Source organism: Terrabacter aerolatus (assembly GCF_007991735.1).
In the GTDB taxonomy this organism is placed as follows: Bacteria; Actinomycetota; Actinomycetes; order Actinomycetales; family Dermatophilaceae; genus Terrabacter; species Terrabacter aerolatus.
Map to the genome: position 1 here is coordinate 63,037 of NZ_BJYX01000013.1, position 19,130 is coordinate 82,166.

General features: G+C 72.0%; 19 protein-coding genes. 15 read left to right on the forward strand and 4 right to left on the reverse strand.

All coding sequences use genetic code 11. The features are described 5' to 3' along the window. The first annotated feature begins 97 nt into the window (after positions 1–97). Complete coding sequence (locus tag TAE01_RS12860; protein WP_147067054.1) at positions 98–841, forward strand: ion channel; 744 nt, start codon at positions 98–100, stop codon at positions 839–841. A 54-nt stretch (positions 842–895) separates the two neighbouring features. On the opposite strand, the gene TAE01_RS12865 is transcribed toward TAE01_RS12860, so the two are convergent. After that, positions 896–2,116 carry a dipeptidase gene (locus TAE01_RS12865; RefSeq protein ID WP_147067056.1) on the reverse strand — a complete coding sequence of 407 codons (1,221 nt, stop codon included), beginning with the start codon at positions 2,114–2,116 and terminating at the stop codon, positions 896–898. 28 nt (positions 2,117–2,144) lie between these two features. On the opposite strand from TAE01_RS12865, the gene rimO reads away from it, so the two are divergent. From rimO to TAE01_RS12895, 6 genes are read left to right on the forward strand one after another with little or no spacing between them, the layout of a single operon-like run. Further along, positions 2,145–3,620 carry a 30S ribosomal protein S12 methylthiotransferase RimO gene (gene rimO / locus TAE01_RS12870; protein ID WP_147067059.1) on the forward strand — a complete coding sequence of 492 codons (1,476 nt, stop codon included), beginning with the start codon at positions 2,145–2,147 and terminating at the stop codon, positions 3,618–3,620. Beyond that, positions 3,617–4,315: a CDP-diacylglycerol--glycerol-3-phosphate 3-phosphatidyltransferase gene (pgsA, locus tag TAE01_RS12875; protein ID WP_147067061.1), complete on the forward strand. Its 699-nt coding sequence runs from the start codon at positions 3,617–3,619 to the stop codon at positions 4,313–4,315. Before rimO ends, pgsA begins: the two co-directional genes overlap by 4 nt. A gap of 1 nt (position 4,316) precedes the next feature. Beyond that, complete coding sequence (locus TAE01_RS12880) at positions 4,317–4,919, forward strand: CinA family protein (protein ID WP_307723843.1); 603 nt, start codon at positions 4,317–4,319, stop codon at positions 4,917–4,919. 11 nt (positions 4,920–4,930) lie between these two features. Then, positions 4,931–5,233 carry a helix-turn-helix domain-containing protein gene (locus tag TAE01_RS12885; protein WP_030146525.1) on the forward strand — a complete coding sequence of 101 codons (303 nt, stop codon included), beginning with the start codon at positions 4,931–4,933 and terminating at the stop codon, positions 5,231–5,233. Between the two features lie 17 nt (positions 5,234–5,250). Further along, positions 5,251–6,192 carry a serine hydrolase gene (locus tag TAE01_RS12890; RefSeq protein ID WP_147067063.1) on the forward strand — a complete coding sequence of 314 codons (942 nt, stop codon included), beginning with the start codon at positions 5,251–5,253 and terminating at the stop codon, positions 6,190–6,192. Beyond that, positions 6,189–7,295 carry a dipeptide epimerase gene (locus TAE01_RS12895; protein WP_147067065.1) on the forward strand — a complete coding sequence of 369 codons (1,107 nt, stop codon included), beginning with the start codon at positions 6,189–6,191 and terminating at the stop codon, positions 7,293–7,295. The genes TAE01_RS12890 and TAE01_RS12895 overlap by 4 nt, the downstream gene beginning before the upstream one ends. A gap of 63 nt (positions 7,296–7,358) precedes the next feature. Here TAE01_RS12895 and TAE01_RS12900 read toward each other — a convergent pair whose 3' ends face one another. After that, the gene (locus TAE01_RS12900) at positions 7,359–8,942 is read right to left on the reverse strand and encodes a DUF3352 domain-containing protein (RefSeq protein ID WP_147067067.1); all 1,584 of its coding nucleotides are present in this window, start codon (positions 8,940–8,942) and stop codon (positions 7,359–7,361) included. Positions 8,943–9,099: 157 nt separating this feature from the next. Here TAE01_RS12900 and TAE01_RS12905 point away from each other — a divergent pair, with 157 nt between their 5' ends. The 3 genes from TAE01_RS12905 to TAE01_RS12915 all read left to right on the forward strand — a co-directional run bounded on the left by TAE01_RS12905 (position 9,100) and on the right by TAE01_RS12915 (position 11,587). Further along, positions 9,100–9,348, forward strand: coding sequence for a DUF3046 domain-containing protein (locus TAE01_RS12905; protein WP_147067069.1), 249 nt, complete (start codon positions 9,100–9,102; stop codon positions 9,346–9,348). A 233-nt stretch (positions 9,349–9,581) separates the two neighbouring features. Next, positions 9,582–10,631: a recombinase RecA gene (gene recA, locus TAE01_RS12910; protein ID WP_147067071.1), complete on the forward strand. Its 1,050-nt coding sequence runs from the start codon at positions 9,582–9,584 to the stop codon at positions 10,629–10,631. A gap of 407 nt (positions 10,632–11,038) precedes the next feature. Further along, positions 11,039–11,587: a regulatory protein RecX gene (locus TAE01_RS12915; RefSeq protein WP_147067073.1), complete on the forward strand. Its 549-nt coding sequence runs from the start codon at positions 11,039–11,041 to the stop codon at positions 11,585–11,587. A 111-nt stretch (positions 11,588–11,698) separates the two neighbouring features. On the opposite strand, the gene TAE01_RS12920 is transcribed toward TAE01_RS12915, so the two are convergent. Continuing rightward, positions 11,699–12,304, reverse strand: a complete 606-nt coding sequence (locus TAE01_RS12920) for a YceI family protein (RefSeq protein ID WP_147067075.1) — start codon at positions 12,302–12,304, stop codon at positions 11,699–11,701. 175 nt (positions 12,305–12,479) lie between these two features. Here TAE01_RS12920 and miaB point away from each other — a divergent pair, with 175 nt between their 5' ends. Genes miaB through dapF form a run of 4 tightly spaced genes read left to right on the forward strand, consistent with a single transcriptional unit; the run spans position 12,480 to position 16,574 of the window. After that, positions 12,480–14,054, forward strand: a complete 1,575-nt coding sequence (miaB, locus tag TAE01_RS12925; protein WP_222594125.1) for a tRNA (N6-isopentenyl adenosine(37)-C2)-methylthiotransferase MiaB — start codon at positions 12,480–12,482, stop codon at positions 14,052–14,054. 42 nt (positions 14,055–14,096) lie between these two features. Next, complete coding sequence (gene def, locus TAE01_RS12930) at positions 14,097–14,711, forward strand: peptide deformylase (protein ID WP_147067077.1); 615 nt, start codon at positions 14,097–14,099, stop codon at positions 14,709–14,711. A gap of 44 nt (positions 14,712–14,755) precedes the next feature. Then, on the forward strand, positions 14,756–15,721 hold the full coding sequence (miaA, locus tag TAE01_RS12935) for a tRNA (adenosine(37)-N6)-dimethylallyltransferase MiaA (protein ID WP_147067079.1): 966 nt from the start codon (positions 14,756–14,758) through the stop codon (positions 15,719–15,721). A gap of 1 nt (position 15,722) precedes the next feature. Beyond that, positions 15,723–16,574: a diaminopimelate epimerase gene (dapF, locus tag TAE01_RS12940; protein ID WP_147067081.1), complete on the forward strand. Its 852-nt coding sequence runs from the start codon at positions 15,723–15,725 to the stop codon at positions 16,572–16,574. A 126-nt stretch (positions 16,575–16,700) separates the two neighbouring features. On the opposite strand, the gene TAE01_RS12945 is transcribed toward dapF, so the two are convergent. Next, the gene (locus tag TAE01_RS12945) at positions 16,701–17,312 is read right to left on the reverse strand and encodes a class I SAM-dependent methyltransferase (RefSeq protein ID WP_147067083.1); all 612 of its coding nucleotides are present in this window, start codon (positions 17,310–17,312) and stop codon (positions 16,701–16,703) included. Between the two features lie 121 nt (positions 17,313–17,433). Here TAE01_RS12945 and hflX point away from each other — a divergent pair, with 121 nt between their 5' ends. Next, positions 17,434–18,939, forward strand: a complete 1,506-nt coding sequence (gene hflX, locus TAE01_RS12950; protein ID WP_147067085.1) for a GTPase HflX — start codon at positions 17,434–17,436, stop codon at positions 18,937–18,939. The last annotated feature ends 191 nt before the right edge of the window (positions 18,940–19,130 follow it).

Here is a 19,130-nt window from a genome sequence, read left to right on the forward strand (position 1 = left end):
CTTCCTAGGTCCGGGGGACGCCCCTCCCCACGGCCGTTGACCGCGTGCTGACGCCTCTTGACGCGTTCTTGACGGGGGCGCCACTAGAGTCCGGGACGTGAGTGCGTCGCTGGAGCTCTGGCCGTCATCGCCGCGTCGTGCGGGCCCCCCGTCACGGCTGGACCGCTTGCGCCGCAAGGTCTCCGAGCTGCCGTGCGCGTTGCTCCTCTTCGCCCAGCTGGCGGCGCTCGTCGCCTACCCGTTCGTCGAGACGCGTGCGGGCGACGTGCGCGAGACGGGTCGGGCGATCTTCGGCCTCATCGGCCTCGTCGTGCTCTTCCTCGCGGTGCGGGCGGTGCGCGCGACGCCGGCCCTGACGTGGGTGGCGGCCGTGCTCGGCGGCCCCGTCGTGCTGCTGACGGTCGCCGAGGCGGTGTGGGCCGACAACGAGACGATCGCCTTCTGGAGCGCCCTGCTGCACGCGCTCTTCTACCTCTACACCGGCTACGGCCTGCTCCGGTACATGTTCGCCGACAACTGGGTCACCCGCGACGAGCTCTACGCGACGGGGGCCACCTTCACCGTCGTGGCGTGGGGTTTCGCCTACCTCTACGTGGCCGTCCAGATCCTGTGGCCCCACTCGTTCACCATCTACGGCGTGGCGGCCCCGGGCACGCGCACGTGGTTCGAGCTGCTCTACCTCTCGATCACGACGATGACCTCGACGGGCCTGTCCGACATCATCGCCGTCGAGCCGCACGCCCGTGCCTTCGTGCTGCTCCAGCAGATCGCCGGCATGCTCTACGTCGCGCTCGTCGTGGCCCGACTCGTCGGGCTCACCATCGCCCGGTTCCGGCAGTAGCGGGCTGCCCCCACCGATGGCGTATGCCGTGTGCCCGGGTCCCGCCGGTCGTGCTCAGCGGGTGTCGTCGAGCTCTGCGAACGTCTTGAGGCTGGGGGAGCGGGTCGTCTGGAGGTCGCGGGCGACCGCCTCGACGTCGCGCATGACGCGGAGCGTGTTGCCCCGCACGAGCCGGGCGACGTCGGCCTCGGACCACGAGCGCTCGAGCAGCGCGGCGACGAGCCTCGGGTAGCCGCTGACGTCCTCGAGGCCGACGGGGAAGGTGTCGGTGCCGTCGTAGTCACCGCCGATGCCGACGTGGTCGATGCCGGCGACCTCGCGCACGTGCTCGAGGTGGGCGACGACCTGCCCGATCGTCGCGTCGGGCTTCGGGTGCTCGCGCTGCCAGCCGGCGGTGAAGCGGCCGAACGCCTCCCAGTCGCGGGCCTCGACGCCGACGACGGCTGCGGCCGCGGCGGCCTCGACGCGCCACGCTGCGGTCGCGGGGGAGACGAACTCGGGCACGAAGGTCACCATGCACACGCCGCCGTTGGCCGGCAGCGCCGCGAGCACGTCGTCGGGCACGTTGCGCGGGGTGTCGCACAGGGCCAGGGCCGAGGAGTGGCTGAAGATGACCGGGGCGTCGGTCGCCTCGAGCGCGTCGCGCATCGTCGTGGCGGCCACGTGGCTGAGGTCGACCATCATGCCGAGCCGGTTCATCTCCCGGACGACCTCGCGACCGAACTCGCTGAGGCCGCCGACCACCGGGACGTCGGTGGCCGAGTCGGCCCACGGCGTGTTGTCGTTGTGCGTCAGCGTCAGGTAGCGCACGCCGAGGACGTGCAGCAGGCGCAGCGTCCCGAGCGAGGACCCGATGGAGTGACCGCCCTCGGCGCCGAGCAGCGAGGCGATCCGTCCCGTCGCGGTGGCCCGCTCGATCTCGTCGGCGGTGCGGGCGAGAGCCAGTCGGTCGGCATACGACCCGATCATCCGGTGCACGCCGTCGACCTGCTCCAGCGTGGCCACGACGGCGGAGTCGCCCTGGAGCGTGCTCGGCACGAAGACCGACCAGAACTGGGCGCCGACCCCTCCCTCGGCCAGCCGGGGAAGGTCGGTCTGGGTCGTCGTGAGGCGCTCGCCGACGTCGAGGGCCTCGAAGTCGTAGCGGGTCTGTTCCCGCGCCTCCCACGGGAGGTCGTTGTGCCCGTCGACGAGCGGGTGCCGGGCCAGCAGCGCGCGCGCCCGCGCCAGGAGGTCGTCGCTGCCGTGGGGGGCGGTTCCGAGCATGTCGGCCATTGAACACCCCGCCATCTAGAGTGGACGCATGACCCCTCCCCACCCGAGCGCCGACAGAAGCGTCGCACTCGTCACCCTCGGGTGCACGCGCAACGAGGTCGACTCCGAGGAGCTGGCCGGACGGCTGCTCGCCGAGGGGTGGCGTCTCGTCGACGACGCGTCCGAGGCGGACGTCGCCGTCGTCAACACCTGCGGTTTCGTCGAGCAGGCCAAGAAGGACTCCATCGACGCCCTGCTCGAGGCCTCCGACCTCAAGGGCGAGGGCAGCCGCACCCAGAAGGTCGTGGCCGTCGGCTGTCTCGCGGAGCGGTACGGCAAGGAGCTCGCCGACCAGCTGCCGGAGGCCGACGCGGTGCTCGGCTTCGACTCCTACCGCGACATGAGCGCGCACCTGCAGACGATCCTCGCCGGCGGCCACGTCGAGAGCCACACCCCGGGCGACCGCCGGACGCTGCTCCCGCTGACGCCCGCGAAGCGGCAGGAGGGATCTGCCACCGTCGCGCTGCCCGGCCACGGTGACGGCCGCCCGGACCTCGCCGACGACGACGTCCCGACCCCTGCCTCCGGCCCCCGGGTCATCCGGGCCCGCCTCGACGGCCGCCCGTGGGCGCCGCTCAAGATCGCGTCGGGCTGCGACCGCCGCTGCTCGTTCTGCGCCATCCCGATGTTCCGCGGCGCCTTCCTCTCGCGCCGCCCCGCCGACATCGTCGCCGAGGGCCGCTGGCTCGCGCAGCAGGGCGTCAAGGAGCTCTTCCTCGTCTCGGAGAACTCGACCTCCTACGGCAAGGACCTCGGTGACCTCGGCCTGCTCGAGAAGCTGCTCCCCGAGCTGACCGCGATCGAGGGCATCGAGCGTGTCCGCGTGTCCTACCTCCAGCCGGCCGAGATCCGCCCCGGCCTGCTGCGCGCCATGGCCGACATCCCCGGCGTCGTGCCCTACTACGACATCTCCTTCCAGCACGCGTCCGAGCCGCTGCTGCGCTCGATGCGCCGCTTCGGCTCGCGGGAGGCCTTCCTCGACCTGCTGGCCCGCGTGCGTGCCGACGCCCCCGAGGCCGGCATCCGCTGCAACGTCATCGTCGGCTTCCCCGGCGAGACCGAGGCCGACCTCGACGAGCTCGAGGCCTTCCTCACCGAGGCGCGCCTCGACGTCGTCGGCGTCTTCGGCTACTCCGACGAGGACGGCACCGAGGCCGAGGGGTATGTCGGCAAGCTGGCTCCCGAGGTCGTCGCCGAGCGCCTCGACCGCTTCACCCGTCTCGTCGAGGAGCTCAACGCGCAGCGCGCCGAGGAGCGCGTCGGAGAGCGGGTCCTCGTCCTCGTCGAGGAGATCGACGACGCGGAGGGCACCGTCATCGGGCGTGCCGACTTCCAGGGCCCGGACGTCGACGGTGTCACCATCGTCCACGTCCCCGAAGGCGCACCGGCCCCTCAGGTCGGCGACCTCGTGCCGGCCGTCGTCGTCGGCACCGAGGGGATCGACCTCGTCGCGGAGCCGCGATGACGCCACAGACCTTCCACCGGGGGGAGGGTCCTGCCCCTCGACCCACCGACTGGAACCTGCCCAACGCCCTGACGGTCCTGCGCTTCCTGCTCGTGCCCGTCTACGCGGTGCTGCTCTTCCAGGACGGGGGCAACGAGCCGTGGTGGCGCTTCTGGGCCTGGGCGGTCTTCGCGCTCGCGGCCGTGACCGACGGTGTCGACGGCAAGATCGCCCGACGCCGCGGCGAGATCACCAACTTCGGCAAGGTCGCCGACCCCATCGCCGACAAGGCGCTGACCGGCACGGCGTTCATCGGCCTGTCGCTCCTCGGCGTCGTGTGGTGGTGGGTGACGGTCGTCATCCTCGTGCGCGAGATCGGCATCACGGTGCTGCGGTTCGTCGTGATCCGGCACGGGGTCATGCCCGCGGGCCGCGGCGGCAAGCTCAAGACGATGCTCCAGACCCTCGCCCTCGGTTCGCTCACCCTGCCGCTGTGGGTCTGGCCCTTCGGAGACGCCCTGACGACCGTGGCCTACGTCCTGCTCGGCGCGGCCCTCGTCATGACCGTCGTCAGCGGTGTCGACTACGTCTTCAAGGCGGCCCGGCTCCGCGAGACGAGCGAGCGCACCCAGCTGCGCCGCGCCGCCCGCGCCGCCCAGCGCGAGTCACGGTCACAGCCGGCGGCGCCGCCCGAGCGGACGGCGAAGCGGGACTGACGTGGGTGCCGCGGGTGATGGGTGCGACGGCGGCCTGGCGCCGGGAGCCGAGCTCGTCGCCGCGCTGACCCGCGCAGGGGAGACCCTGGCCTGCGCCGAGTCGCTGACTGCGGGGCTCGTGGCCGCGACGGTCGCCGACACCCCGGGGGCCTCCGCCGTGCTGCTCGGCGGGGTCGTCGCCTACGCCCCCGAGGTCAAGGCGTCGCTGCTCGGCGTGCCCGCCGACCTCCTGGCCCGGGTGGGCACCGTCGACCCTGCGGTCGCGGCCGCGATGGCCGAGGGCGTCCGCCGTCGCCTCGGTGCGACGTGGGGGCTGTCGACGACCGGGGTGGCCGGACCCGGGCCCTCCGAGGGCAAGCCCGAGGGGACCGTGCACGTCGCCGTCTCGGGGCCGTCGGGAACACGGACGCGCGCGCTCGAGTTGAACGGACCCAGGGCGCAGATCCGTTCTGCGACCGTCGACGCGGTGCTCCGGCTCGCGGTCGAGGAGACCGGCGCCACGCGCCGAACTCCTGCGCCGCCGTGGGAGCCTCGGGGTACGGTAGGGCTGTCGGGCCACCCCGGCGGTGACCCCGCGACCGACCACCCGACACCAGCGACCTGAAGGAGGACGGCATGACGACACTGTTGCGACGCGAGCTCGGTGACGTCCTTCGTGAGCGCCGGCGCGCCCAGGGCCGCACCCTCCGGGAGGTCTCGGCCACGGCCTCGGTCTCGCTCGGCTACCTCAGCGAGGTCGAGCGCGGCGAGAAGGAGGCCTCCTCCGAGCTGCTCGCCTCGATCTGCGGCGCCCTGTCCCTACCGCTGTCGCAGGTGCTCATCGACGTCTCCAGCCGGATGGCCGAGAGCGAGGGGCTCGCCCCGACCGTCGCGCTGCCCGTGCCGTCGGGTGACGTGGTGTCCGCCTCCGCCGCCTGATCGTCTACCGTGCTGGGGTGCCCAGCCCCTTCTCGGACCTCGACACACGTCTCGACGCGGCGACCGCGACACCGTCCGCACCGTCCCCCACCGTGCTGTCGGTCTGGCTCGGCGACCTCGACGGCCGACCCCGGTACGAGCACGCCGCCCGGGCTCCGCACTACGCCGCCTCGACCATGAAGCTGCCGCTCGTCATCGCGGCGTTCCGCCGGGTGGCGCGCGGGGAGCTCGACCTCTCTGCGCCCGTCACGGTCACGGGGCGCTTCGCCTCGGTGCACGACGGCTCGCCCTTCGGGCTCGACGAGTCGGACGACCAGGACCCGCAGACGTGGGCGGCCGTCGGCGGCACGAGGACGCTCGGTGAGCTCGCGGAGCAGGCCATCACGCACTCGAGCAACATCGCGACCAACCTGCTCGTCGACGTCGTCGGTCTCACCGAGGTCGCCGACGTGCTCCGCCTCGTCGGGTGCTCCCCGGCGACCGTCGTCGGGCGCGGCATCGAGGACGCGGTCGCGCGTCGGGCCGGCGTCACGAACACCGTGACCGCGGCCGACCTCGGGCTCGTCATGGCTGCCGTCGGTCGGCGCGACCCCGCTCTCGGCGGCGAGGCCGTGCTGGGGCCGGTCGAGGCGCTCCTGAGCCGTCAGGTGCACGTCGACCAGGTTCCCGCCGGTCTGCCGGCCGGGACGCCGACCGCGAGCAAGTCCGGCTGGATCCCAGGCGTCTCGCACGACGTCGCGCTGGTGCGGCCGCCGGGGGAGGCACCCTTCGTCCTCGCCGTCTGCACGACCGTCGACCTCGACGAGACCGAGGCCGCCACCCTCGTGGCGGGGATCGCGCGTGACGTCTGGCGTGCCGAGCACCCGGACGACCACGTGGACGGCCACCCGGACGACCACGTGGACGGTCACCCGGGCGGGACTCCCGCCGACCTCTCCGTCGCGCGGGAGCGAGCATGACGACCATCGCGCGCGTCACGACGACGACGTCGTCCGTGCCGCTGCACACCCCGTTCGTCACGGCGCTGCGTCGCACCGAGACCACCGACACCGTCGTCGTCACGGTCACCGACAGCGACGGGCGCACGGGCTGGGGCGAGGCGCCACAGGTGTGGCAGGTGACGGGGGAGTCCCTGGCCGGTGCGACGGCCTGCATCGAGACGATGCTGGCGCCGGCGGTCGCGGGCCTGCGCCTCGACGGCCGAGACGACCTCGCAGTCGCCACCGGCGCCGTCCAGCGCGCCGTCGCCCGCAACTTCGGCGCGAAGGCCGCGCTCGACGCGGCGCTGCACGACCTCGTCGCCCAGGCGGAGGGCACGAGCGTGGCCGCCGTCCTCGCAACGGGGGCTCACGGCATACGCGACGCCCTGACGACCGACGTCACCCTCTCGGCCGGCGCCGCCGACGGTCTCGCCGACGCTGCCCGCGCCCGGGTCGCCGGGGGCTTCCGGACGCTGAAGATGAAGGTCGGCACCGACGCGAGCACCGACGTGCAGAGGGTGGCGGCGGTCCGCGACGCCGTCGGGCCCGACGTCGCCCTGCGCCTCGACGCCAACCAGGGCTGGACCCGCGAGGAAGCGGTGCAGGTGATCCGCGCGCTCGAGGTGGCCGACCTCGGGGTCGAGTTCGTCGAGCAGCCCGTCGCCGCCGACGACGTCGAGGGCCTGGCGTGGGTGCGCGAGCGCGTCGGCCTGCCGGTCATGGCCGACGAGTCCTGCTATGGGCCCTACGACCTGGAGCGGATCATCCGGCTCGACGCCGCCGACCTCGTCAACATCAAGCTCGCCAAGTGCGGCTCGCTGGCGGTCGGCCGCGACATGCTGCGGCGGGCGCACGACGTCGGCCTGCGCACCATCGTCGGCTCGATGATGGAGAGCCACGTCGGCGTCGGTGCGGCAGCAGCGCTCGTGGCGGCCGAACCCACGACCGAGGTCAGCGACCTCGATGCCGCGTGGTGGTCCGTCCGCTCGCCCGTGATCGGCGGAATCACCTACTCAGGCAACCAGATCCACGTTGCTGGTGGGGCAGGTTTCGGCATCACGGGGTTCGCCGAGGTCGCCTGATCCGACGTGCTCGACGACGAAGGGCCCCGCCGGAGCGGGGCCCTTCGCGGCGCTCGCGAGAGCTCAGTCGCCCACGACCCGGAGCGTGAAGGTGCCCTCCCCGTTGCCGGTCGAGGACGAGTTGAAGCCGACCGCGCGCAACGACTCGAGGAAGGTCTTGGCCTCGCCGTGCACCTGGCCCTGGGCCAGCTTGTCGACCTTGTCGAGGTCGACGAAGAGCGTCGCGGTGGAGCTGGACACGTCGCCCACGGCCAGCTTGAAGCTGTCGCTGTCGCCGAGCCGGCCGCCGGCCTTGAGGTTGTCTGCGTAGTCGCGCGTCGTCGCCACGAAGACCTTGTCCCCGTCGACCTCGTGGGTCAGGACGTTGCTGCCGGCGCCCGCGGCCCCCATGAGGCGACCGACGAGCTCGTCGGCGCGCTTGGCATCGCTCGAGACGACCTTCGCGCCGATGACGGGCACGTCCGACGAGAAGTCCTGACCGGGCATCGCCAGGGTGAACGACCGGCCCAGCAGGATCTTGACGTCGTCGGGCAGCTTCAGGCCGAGCTGCTGCTCGACCTGGCCGATCGGGTCGGGCTCGCCGCTGGGGGCGCCCTGGCCCTCGATCTGCTTCTTCAGCGTGGGCCACGCCCCGTCGAGGATCCGGTCGGCGCCCGAGACGGTGACGGCGGCCAGGGTGTCGGCCGGGAGGGAGGCCATCTCGGTGCCGTCGCCCTTGACCGACAGCGTCGGGTCGGTGCCGCGGACCACTCCGGCCAGCTCGACGTAGTCGGCGTCGAAGCGCAGGGCCGCCGCGACCCGGCCCTTGGACCCGGTGGCGGGGACCGTCGCGAGGGCGGAGGCTCCGCTCAGCTGCTGGAGCTGCTTGAGGCCCGTCCCCATGTCGAACCAGGCCGACATGACGCCCTGCTCGCCCAGGGCCTTCATGTCGTCGGTGAAGGTGGAGTTCTGGGCGAGGGAGCCCTTGTCGGCGGCGGCGAGGGTCGCGTCGCCGGCCCCGGACGGGGTGATGATGGCGTAGCCGTCCTTCATCCGCAGGTCGGTCCTGTCGTTCCGGTTGCAGGCGAGCAGCCGGGTCAGGCCGTCCTTGGCGGCGGCCTCGTCCTTGACCTGGATCGCGACGGCGAAGGCGGGACTGCTCGCGGTGCCGCCGGGCCGGACCGCGGCACCGATCCGGTCGCCGAGCCACGGGGCGATGTCGGTGTCGTAGGCGAGCTTGGCGGTGCAGTCGTCGGGGGAGCCCTGGGCGACCATGTCCCACAGCTTCTTGCGCGGGTCGTCGCTGCCGAGGGTGTCCTTGACCTGGGGCAGCGTGCTGAGGAAGCGCACGGCCGCGATCTTCTGACCCGCCGAGGGGTCGATGTCGAGGCGGACGTACGCGTAGGCGTCGCCGGGGAGCACGTCGGCGGGCTGGGAGCCGCCGCCGGAGAGGGTCTGGACGGCGAACGCGCCGGCGCCGCCGAGGGCCAGGGCGGTGACGACGCCGGCCACGAGCAGTCCGGTGCGCTTGCGCCCGTCCGCCGCTCCGGCCTGCGGGTCGTCGGCGAGGGTCACCTCACCGGGGACGCCCTGCGACGCCCCGGGCGGCACGGGATAGGTGTAGTGCTGGGCGGACCCGTCGGTGTGCCCCTGGGTGGGTTCGGTCATGGTGCTGCTCCCCTGAAGAGTTCCGTGTGGCCCACGGCGGCGCGCGGGTCGAGAGGACGATACCGGCGGGGACGGACGCCCGCGGCCGGTTGCGACAACCTTCCGACGGCCGCCTCCGGCGGATGGGTTCCGGCCGTCCGGGTGGCACACTGCTGGGGTGCGGATCAGCCACTTCTGGACCTTGATGGACGACGAGTTCGGCGCGGGGTATGCCGGGTCGCTCGCCCGCGACCACGTGCTCGGGGCGCTCGGCAACCGCACGGTCGTGCAGGCGCTCGCCGACGGCGAGGCGCCGCGAGCCGTCTGGGAGGCCCTGTGCACCGACATGGACGTGCCGCCCGAGCGCCGGCTCGGACGGGACACGCGCGTGGCCCGCGGGGCGCAGGGCGGCTCGGCTCGCCCCTGACCGGGCGAGGTTCGGCGCGGCCCGGCGTGTCGTCACGACTTCGAACACCTGTTCGGTAGTGTTCTCCACAGGTCCTGCGCCACCACCCGCATCGTCCACAGGCCGTCTCGTGGTCCACCTGATGTCGGCGCCGGCACCTAGCGTCTGACCCGACAGCGAATCTCCTTCAGGACGAGCCGTTGCCCGGGTCGAAGGTAGACGACCAGAGCGCAGACGGCAGATAGGTGACCGACATGGCATCGGTGCAGGAAAAGGACAAGGACAAGGCCCTCTCCTCGGTGATGGGTCAGATCGAGAAGAGCTACGGCAAGGGCGCGGTCATGCGCCTCGGTGACGACATCCGTCCGCCGATCGAGGTCATCCCCACCGGGTCGATCGCCCTCGACGTCGCCCTGGGCATCGGCGGTCTCCCGCGGGGCCGCGTCGTCGAGATCTACGGCCCGGAGTCGTCGGGCAAGACGACGGTGGCCCTCCATGCGGTCGCCAACGCCCAGAAGGCCGGCGGGATCGCCGCGTTCATCGACGCCGAGCACGCGCTCGACCCCGACTACGCCAAGAAGCTCGGCGTCGACACCGACGCGCTGCTCGTGTCGCAGCCCGACACGGGTGAGCAGGCGCTCGAGATCGCCGACATGCTGATCCGCTCCGGCGCCATCGACATCATCGTCATCGACTCGGTCGCCGCGCTCGTGCCCCGGGCCGAGATCGAGGGCGAGATGGGTGACAGCCACGTCGGTCTGCAGGCGCGTCTCATGAGCCAGGCGCTGCGCAAACTGACCGGTGCCCTCAACAACACCGGCACGACCGCGATCTTCATCAACCAGCTCCGCGAGAAGATCGGCGTCATGTTCGGCTCGCCCGAGACGACGACCGGTGGCAAGGCGCTGAAGTTCTACGCCTCGGTGCGCCTCGACGTGCGTCGCATCGAGACGCTCAAGGACGGCACCGAGCCGGTCGGCAACCGCACCCGCGTCAAGGTCGTCAAGAACAAGGTCTCCCCGCCGTTCAAGCAGGCCGAGTTCGACATCCTCTACGGCCACGGCATCTCGCGCGAGGGCGGCCTCATCGACATGGGCGTCGAGCACGGCTTCGTCCGCAAGGCCGGTGCCTGGTACACCTACGAGGGCGACCAGCTCGGCCAGGGCAAGGAGAACGCCCGAAACTTCCTCAAGGACAACCCCGACCTCGCCGACGAGATCGAGAAGAAGGTCAAGGAGAAGCTCGGCGTCGGGCCGCGCGTCGACAAGCCTGCAGAGGTCTCGGACGTGCCCGTCGACTTCTGACCATGGGTTTCTCCGCAGAGGAGAGCGTGCAGGACCGTCTGGCTCGCGCCGCGGCCGCCCTGGCTGAGGCCGAGGTCGTCGCCGGGGTGCGGGCCGGCGGTCCTTCCGCATCCCCACCCGACGCGGGGCCGCAGGCGTCTTCCCGCGAGGATGCCGCCGGCTCGCGGCGACGGCCCGAGCAGAGTGCCGAGCCGGTCGAGTCGGGGGCGCCGTCAGAGCCGGCTCAGTCGGGGACGCCGTCAGAGCCGGCTCAGTCGGGGACATCGACGTCCTCGGCCTCGCCGCCCGACACCGCCCGGAGTTCGGGAGGCCGTCCCGCGACGCGTTCGGGTTCACGGTCGGACGCACGATCCGGCTCGCGGTCGGGCTCGCGGTCGGGCTCGCCGTCGGGCACTGGCTGGGGCTCGGTGGAGCCGGGGGAGCGCCCCGAGTGGGCGCCACCTCCCGACGACACCGCCGCGGCCGTCCCGGACGCCGATGCCGAGTCGGTGGCCAGGGCCATCGCCCTGCGACAGCTGAGCATGGCGCCACGCAGCCGCTCCCAGCTGGAGAAGAAGCTGCGCCAGCGTGGGTGCGAGGACGACGTGGCGGCCAGGGTCCTCGACCGCCTGACCGAGGTCGGGCTCATCGACGACGAGGCCTACGCCCAGATGCTCGTCCGCTCGAAGCAGTCGGACAAGGGGCTCGCCCGGCGGGCCCTGGCGCACGAGCTGCGCAAGCAGGGCATCGACCAGGAGATCGCCGACGAGGCCCTCGGGCAGGTGGGGGCCGGTGCCGAGCGAGTCCGGGCCGAGCAGCTCGTCGCGAAGAAGCTGCGCTCGATGCGTGGCCTGGCGCCCGACGTGCAGACCCGACGTCTGGCCGGCCTGCTCGCGCGCAAGGGCTACTCCGGCGAGGTCGCCTGGCCCATCATCCGTGACGCCGTGGACGGGCTGCCCGAGCACCTGCGTGACTGACGATCGTGCGCCCGCGGGTGCTCGGGCGCCCGTCGTCGTCGGGGTACGACGAAAGGGGTGGGGACCGGTCGGTCCCCACCCCTGTTCGGTGGTGCTGTGGTGCGGTGTGGCTCAGGCCTCGGCGGGCACGTTGGCGATGGCCGAGATGTCGAACTCGAGCTTGACCTTCTCGCTGACGAGGACGCCACCGGTCTCGAGGGCGGCGTTGAACGAGAGGTTCCAGTCGGTGCGGTCGATGGTGACGTCACCCTCGAATCCGACGCGCGTGTTGCCGAACGGGTCCTTGGCGGAGCCGGTCTCCTCGAAGGGGATCGTGACGGGCTTGGTGACACCGTTGATGGTGAGGTCGCCGGTGATGGCCCACTCGGAGCCGTCGCGCTCGACGTTCGTCGAGACGAAGGTGATCTGCGGGTGGTTGGCGATGTCGAAGAAGTCGGGGGTCTTGAGGTGACCGTCGCGCTGCTCGTTGCCGGTGGTGACGCTGGCGGCCTCGATGGTCACGGTGACAGAGGAGTTGGACGGGGTGACGGTGTCGACGTGGGCGGTGCCCTCGAACTGGTCGAAGTGGCCTCGGACCTTCGTCACCATCGCGTGGCGGGCCGAGAAGCCGATGCGCGTGTGGCTGGGGTCCAGCGTGTAGTCACCGGAGATGTTCTCGACGGCGACGGAGGGGGTCTCGGTGACGGTCTCGTCCTTGGAGCGGTTGAACAGGCCCATGATGTGTCCTTCGGAGTAGGTTATTGAATGTTCAACCACTATGGTGCACCAACTTGGTTGAACTGTCAAGCAGTGTCGTCAACGGGTCCACCTTGCCGCCTATTCCCGGGTCTTGCGCGGTGAGACCCGTGTCCGGCCGTCGGCACGCGGAGCACGACGTACCCTTGTCGGTGCCATGACAACGCAGAACTTCGCCACCACGCCCGTCGCTACCGCCGCCGTCCCGCCGACCGGCGTGGCCCGCACCTACGACGTGCGCACGCACGGCTGCCAGATGAACGTCCACGACAGCGAACGGCTGGCCGGCCTGCTCGAGACCGCCGGCTACGTCGACCTCGCGAGCCTGCCCGCGGGCGAGCGCCCCGAGGTCGCCGACGTCGTCGTGTTCAACACGTGCGCGGTGCGCGAGAACGCCGACAACAAGCTCTACGGCAACCTGGGCCAGCTGCGCCCGGCCAAGCAGAAGAACCCCGACATGCAGATCGCCGTCGGCGGCTGCATGGCGCAGAAGGACCGCGGCACCATCGTCGAGCGCGCCCCGTGGGTCGACGTCGTCTTCGGCACCCACAACATCGGCTCGCTGCCGGCCCTGCTCGATCGCGCCGCCCACAACAAGCGGGCCGAGGTCGAGATCCTCGAGAGCCTCGAGGTCTTCCCCTCGACCCTGCCCACCCGGCGCGACTCCGCCTACAGCGCCTGGGTCTCGATCTCGGTCGGCTGCAACAACACGTGCACCTTCTGCATCGTGCCCAGCCTGCGCGGCAAGGAGCAGGACCGACGCCCGGGCGAGGTCCTCGCCGAGATCGAGGCGCTCGTGGCGCAGGGCGTCGTCGAGGTGACGCTGCTCGGCCAGAACGTCAACACCTACGGCGTCGAGTTCGGCGACCGCCTCGCGTTCGGCAAGCTGCTTCGCGCCTGCGGCGAGATCGAGGGCCTCGAGCGCGTGCGCTTCACGAGCCCGCACCCGGCGGCCTTCACCGAGGACGTCATCCTCGCCATGGCCGAGACGCCCAACGTCATGCCGAGCCTGCACATGCCGCTCCAGTCCGGTTCGGACAAGGTGCTCAAGGACATGCGCCGCTCGTACCGGAGCGCGAAGTTCCTCGGCATCATCGACACCGTGCGTCGGCACATCCCGGACGCCGCCATCACGACCGACATCATCGTCGGTTTCCCCGGCGAGACCGAGGAGGACTTCCAGGGCACGCTGGACGTCGTGCGCGAGTCTCGCTTCTCGAGCGCCTTCACGTTCCAGTACTCCATCCGTCCGGGCACCCCGGCCGCGACCATGGACCAGCAGGTTCCCAAGGAGGTCGTGCAGGAGCGTTTCGAGCGGCTCATCGCCCTCCAGGAGGAGGTCAGCTGGGCCGGCAACCGGGCTGTCGAGGGTCGTGAGGTCGAGGTCCTCGTCACGCCGTCAGAGGGCCGCAAGGACGCCGCGACGAAGCGCCTGTCGGGTCGGGCTCGCGACAACCGGCTCGTGCACTTCGCCGTCCCGGAGGGCGCCGAGGTGCCCCGCCCCGGCGACATGGTGACCGTGCAGGTCACCTACGGCGCGCCCCACCACCTCGTCGCCGACTCGGGGCTCGAGGGTGGGACGTATGCCGTCCGGCGCACCCCGGGTGGGGTCGCCTGGGCTGCGCTCCAGGACGTTCCCGACGGAGCCGGCAAGCCGGCCGTGAGCCTCGGCATGCCGTCGGTCGGCCGTCCGGCCGCGGCGCCGGTCGCGCCGGGCTGCTCTGTCGTCTGAGCCGATTCGGGTCCACGTGGCCCCTCGTGCTTGACTTGGCGCATGAGTGTGCGCCCCATCGTCATCGCCGGCGAGCCGGTCCTCCATCGGGCCGCCGCCCTCGTCACGGAGTTCGACGACGAGCTGCGCACCCTGGTCGAGGACATGTACGAGACGAACGTCGCGGCCAACGGTGTCGGCCTGGCCGCGCCCCAGATCGGGGTGGGCCTGCGGGTGTTCATCTGGAAGATGGGCAACGAGGACGGTGTCCCCGAGCAGGGCCACGTCATCAACCCGACGGTGACCACCTCGAAGATCCCCCAGGAGCGTCCGAACCCCGACGAGGAGACCGAGGGCTGCCTGTCGGTGCCGGGGGAGGCCTTCCCGCTCAAGCGCGCCGACCGGGCCCACGTCATCGGCTTCGACCTCGACGGCAACCGCGTCGAGTTCGACGCGACGGGCTGGTTCGCCCGCTGCATGCAGCACGAGTACGACCACCTCAACGGCACGCTCTACGTCGACCGTCTCGACGACCGCCAGGCGAAGAAGGCCCGCAAGGCCGTCAAGCGCAACGGCTGGGGCAAGCCCGGCAACTCGTGGCACCCCGGCGTCGACCGTGACCCGTTCGGGCACGACGAGGACGACAACGACGAGCACGCCGACGAGCTCATCGGCTGAGGCGCACCTCGTGACCGACACTTCTCTGCCCCGTCCGGTGAGCCATGAGGGCTGAGGAGGCGGCGCCGACGCAGCCGCCGGTGATCGCGGTCGTCGGTGCGACGGCGACGGGCAAGTCCGACCTCGCCCTCGACCTGGCGGAGCGGCTCGGTGGCGAGGTCGTCAACGCCGACGCCATGCAGTTCTACCGCGGCATGGACATCGGTACGGCGAAGCTCCCCGTCGCCGAACGGCGGGGCATCGCCCACCACCAGCTCGACGTCCTCGACGTGACCGAGGAGGCGAGCGTCGCGGGGTACCAGACGGCCGCGCGGGCCGACATCGCCGCCATCCGTGGCCGGGGTCATCGGCCCCTGGTCGTCGGCGGGTCCGGGCTCTACGTCCGGGCGGCCCTCGACCGGCTCGAGATCCCGCCCACCGACGGCACGGTGCGCGCACGCCTCGAGGCAGAGGCCGAGATCGTCGGCGCCGACACGATGCACGCGCGGCTGATCGCCCTCGACGCCCGGGCCGCCGCCGCGATCCTGCCCGGCAACCGCCGACGTGTCATCCGGGCACTCGAGGTCATCGAGCTGACGGGCCGGCCCTTCAGCGCCTCGATGCCCACGCGCGAGTTCGTCTCTCCCGCAGTGGTCCTGGGCCTCCGCGTCGAGCGGGACCTCCTCGTCGAGCGCATCGACCGGCGCGTCGAGCGCATGTGGGAGGAGGGGCTGCGCACCGAGACCGAGGCGTTGCTCGGGCACGGACTGAGGCAGGGCGTCACGGCCAGTCGCGCCATCGGCTACAGCCAGGCCGTCGCGGTCGTCGACGGTGCGCTCGACGAGACCACGGCGCGGGCCGACACCGCCCAGGCGACGCGGCGCTACGCCCGCCGTCAGGAGTCGTGGTTCCGACCCGACCCGCGCATCATCTGGATCGACGCGACGGCGCCGGACGTGCTCGACCGGGCACTCACGGCGGTTCGCGAGGCGGATGCACAGGTGCGCGACGGCATACCGGAGAATGTCTGACATGACGCGCTTCACCAAGGGCCACGGCACCGAGAACGACTTCGTCCTCGTCCCCGACCTCGAGGGCACGCTCGAGCTGACCCCCGCCCAGGTGCAGCGCATCGCCGACCGGCACGCCGGCCTCGGCGCCGACGGCGTCATCCGGGTCGTGCGTGCGGGCCTGTCCACCGACGAAGCGGTGCGCGCCCAGTCGCGCGAGGCCGAGTGGTTCATGGACTACCGCAACGCCGACGGCTCGCTCGCCGAGATGTGCGGCAACGGCACGCGCGTCTTCGCCGAGTACCTCCGCCGCGAGGGGCTCGCCTTCGGGTCGTCCTTCAGCATCGCCACCCGCGCGGGCGTCAAGACGGTGCGCGTCGTCGACGAGGGCTACGCGGTCGACCTCGGCCCGTGGCGCCTCGGCGACGAGGAGGGTGCCCGGCGCGACGGCTTCGACGTCATGGTCCGGCCGCGCCACGGCAAGCCGGTGCCGGCCCTGACCCTCGACATCGGCAACCCGCACGCGGTCGTCATGCTCCCCGAGGGCATCTCGCTCGAGAACCTCGACCTCGGCGAGGCGCCCGAGCTGCACCCCGAGCCGGCCGGCGGCTCCAACGTCGAGTTCGTCCGGGCGGTCGGACCCGGCCACATCGCGATGCGGGTCCATGAGCGTGGAGTCGGCGAGACCCGGTCGTGCGGCACCGGAGCGGCCGCCGCCGCCCTCGCCACCCGCTTCTGGTCCGGCGTCGAGGACCTCAGCCCGTGGACCGTCGACGTGCCGGGGGGCCGTCTCACGGTGACGCCGCTCGCCGGCCAGCGGGTCGAGCTCGCCGGACCTGCCGTCCTCGTGGCGGACGGCGACTTCCCCCTCTGACGGCACGTCGCTGCGTCGAGGCGGTTGCTCGGGCCTCGACGCGACACCACACCTCGATCCGGTGCCCGTCGGCCGCGATCGAGGTGATCTCTCGCGCCCGGGCGCTGCGGACCACCTCGACCCGTGTCAGCCGCGCCGGACCTCGAGGATGCGGAACGCCTTGGCCGACGACAGGCGGGTGCATCGCAGGCCCCACTCCTGCGCGTTGATCCACTTCTGCAGCGAGTCCGACCCGAGGTGCTTCTGCACCACGAGGTGGGCGACGCCGTCGTCGGCGAGGCGCGGGAGCCACCGCTCGAGCAGGGCGTGCAGCGCCGCCTTGCCGACGTGGATCGGCGGGTTGGACCAGATCGTCGCGAACCGCAGACCGTCCGGCACGTCGTCCGGCTCGCAGAAGGTCGCGTTGTCGACCCCGACGGCCGACGCGTTGGCCCGCGCCAGGTCGAGGGAGCGGCGGTTGACGTCGACGCCCCACACCCGGGCGCTCGGCGAACGCAGCGCCAGGGTGATCGAGATCGGTCCCCACCCGCAGCCGATGTCGAGCAGGTCGCCCGTCCGGCTCGGGTCGGGGGCCCCTTGGAGCAGCACGGCCGTGCCCGGGTCGAGGCGGTCCGGGGAGTACACCCCGCGGGCGGTCGTCAGCGTGAACGGGCGCCCGTCGAGGGTGACCTCGATGGTGCGGCGCTCCTCCGGCGTGGCCGGCTCGGCGGTGAAGTAGTGGTCGGTCGGCTCGCTCATCAGGGGTCACGGTAGCGCCAGCCGCTCACCCTCCGCGGGCCGTGTGCCCCCTCGCCGCCGGGTCACGTCGGGCACAAACGAGTGGCTCGTGGCGTTGGACGAGTGGGACCATAGGGAGAACATGACGAGCAACCACACGAACCACCCCAGTGACACCGACCGCGCTGCGCAGCGCGAGCGGACCCTCTTCGCCACCCGCGCCGACGCGCTGGCCGGGGAGGACCACGAGACCGACGAGGCGGCATACCCCCTCTACGACGGCGACCAGCTCGACCGTGAGGAACGCGCCGCGCTCCGACGCGTCCAGGGACTGTCGACCGAGCTCGAGGACATCACCGAGGTCGAGTACCGCCAGCTGCGCCTCGAGCGCGTCGTGCTGGCCGGGGTCTGGACCGAGGGAACCGCAGACGACGCCGAGAACTCCATCCGCGAGCTCGCGGCCCTCGCCGAGACCGCCGGTTCGACGGTGCTCGAGGGTGTCGTCCAGCGCCGTCAGAAGCCCGACCCGGCGACGTGGCTCGGCAAGGGCAAGGCGCTCGAGCTGCGCGACATCGTCGTCGAGGAGGGCGCCGACACCGTCATCTGCGACGGCGAGCTCGCACCGAGCCAGCGGCGTGCGCTCGAGGACGTCGTCAAGGTCAAGGTCATCGACCGCACCGCGCTGATCCTCGACATCTTCGCCCAGCACGCCAAGAGCCGTGAGGGCCGCGCCCAGGTCGAGCTGGCCCAGCTCCAGTACCTCCTGCCGCGCCTGCGCGGCTGGGGTGAGTCGATGTCCCGTCAGGCCGGTGGCCGTGTCGCCGGGGGTGAGGGCATCGGCTCGCGTGGACCCGGTGAGACGAAGATCGAGCTCGACCGCCGCCGGATCAACACGAAGATCGCCAAGCTGCGCCGCGACATCAAGGCCATGAAGACGAGCCGCGACACGCGGCGGCACTCCCGCCACGCCGGGGGAGTCCCGTCGGTCGCCATCGCGGGCTACACCAACGCCGGCAAGAGCTCGCTGCTCAACCGCCTCACGGGCGCCGGCGTGCTCGTCGAGAACCAGCTCTTCGCGACGCTCGACCCAACGGTGCGCCGCACCGAGACCGAGGACGGCCGCGTCTACACGCTGGCCGACACCGTCGGCTTCGTGCGCAGCCTGCCGCACCAGCTCGTCGAGGCGTTCCGCTCGACGCTCGAGGAGGTCGGCGACTCCGACCTGCTCCTGCACGTCGTCGACGGGTCGCACCCGGACCCCGAGGGCCAGATCACGGCCGTCCGCGAGGTGCTCGCGGAGGTCGGCGGCGACCAGATCAAGGAGATCATCGTCGTCAACAAGGCCGACGTCGCCGACCCCGAGGTGCTCGACCGGCTCCAGCGTCACGAGAAGCACTGCGTGACCGTCTCGGCCCGCACCGGCGCCGGGCTCGCGGAGCTGCGGGCCCTCATCGACCACGAGCTGCCGAAGCCCGACATCGAGGTCGAGGTGCTCGTGCCCTACGACCGTGGCGACCTCATCTCGCGCCTGCACGAGGAGGGCGAGATCCTCGAGAGCGAGCACGTCGCCGAAGGGACCCGGCTCCGCGCCAAGGTCACCCCGACGATGGAGCCCGACCTCGCGGCCTACGCCGTCGTCGCCAGCTGACGCCCGTCGCGCCCGTCGCGCCCGTCGAAGGGCCCCCGTCGCGGGGCCCTTCGGCATGTCGGGCGCCGGGCGGCGCCGCGCCTCCGGGAGGATGAGGGGCATGGCCCTCGAGATCCCGTGCCCCTACTGCGGCACCCAGATGTATGCCGAGCAGGCTCACAACCGCTGCCCGAAGTGCCTCTACATCGAGC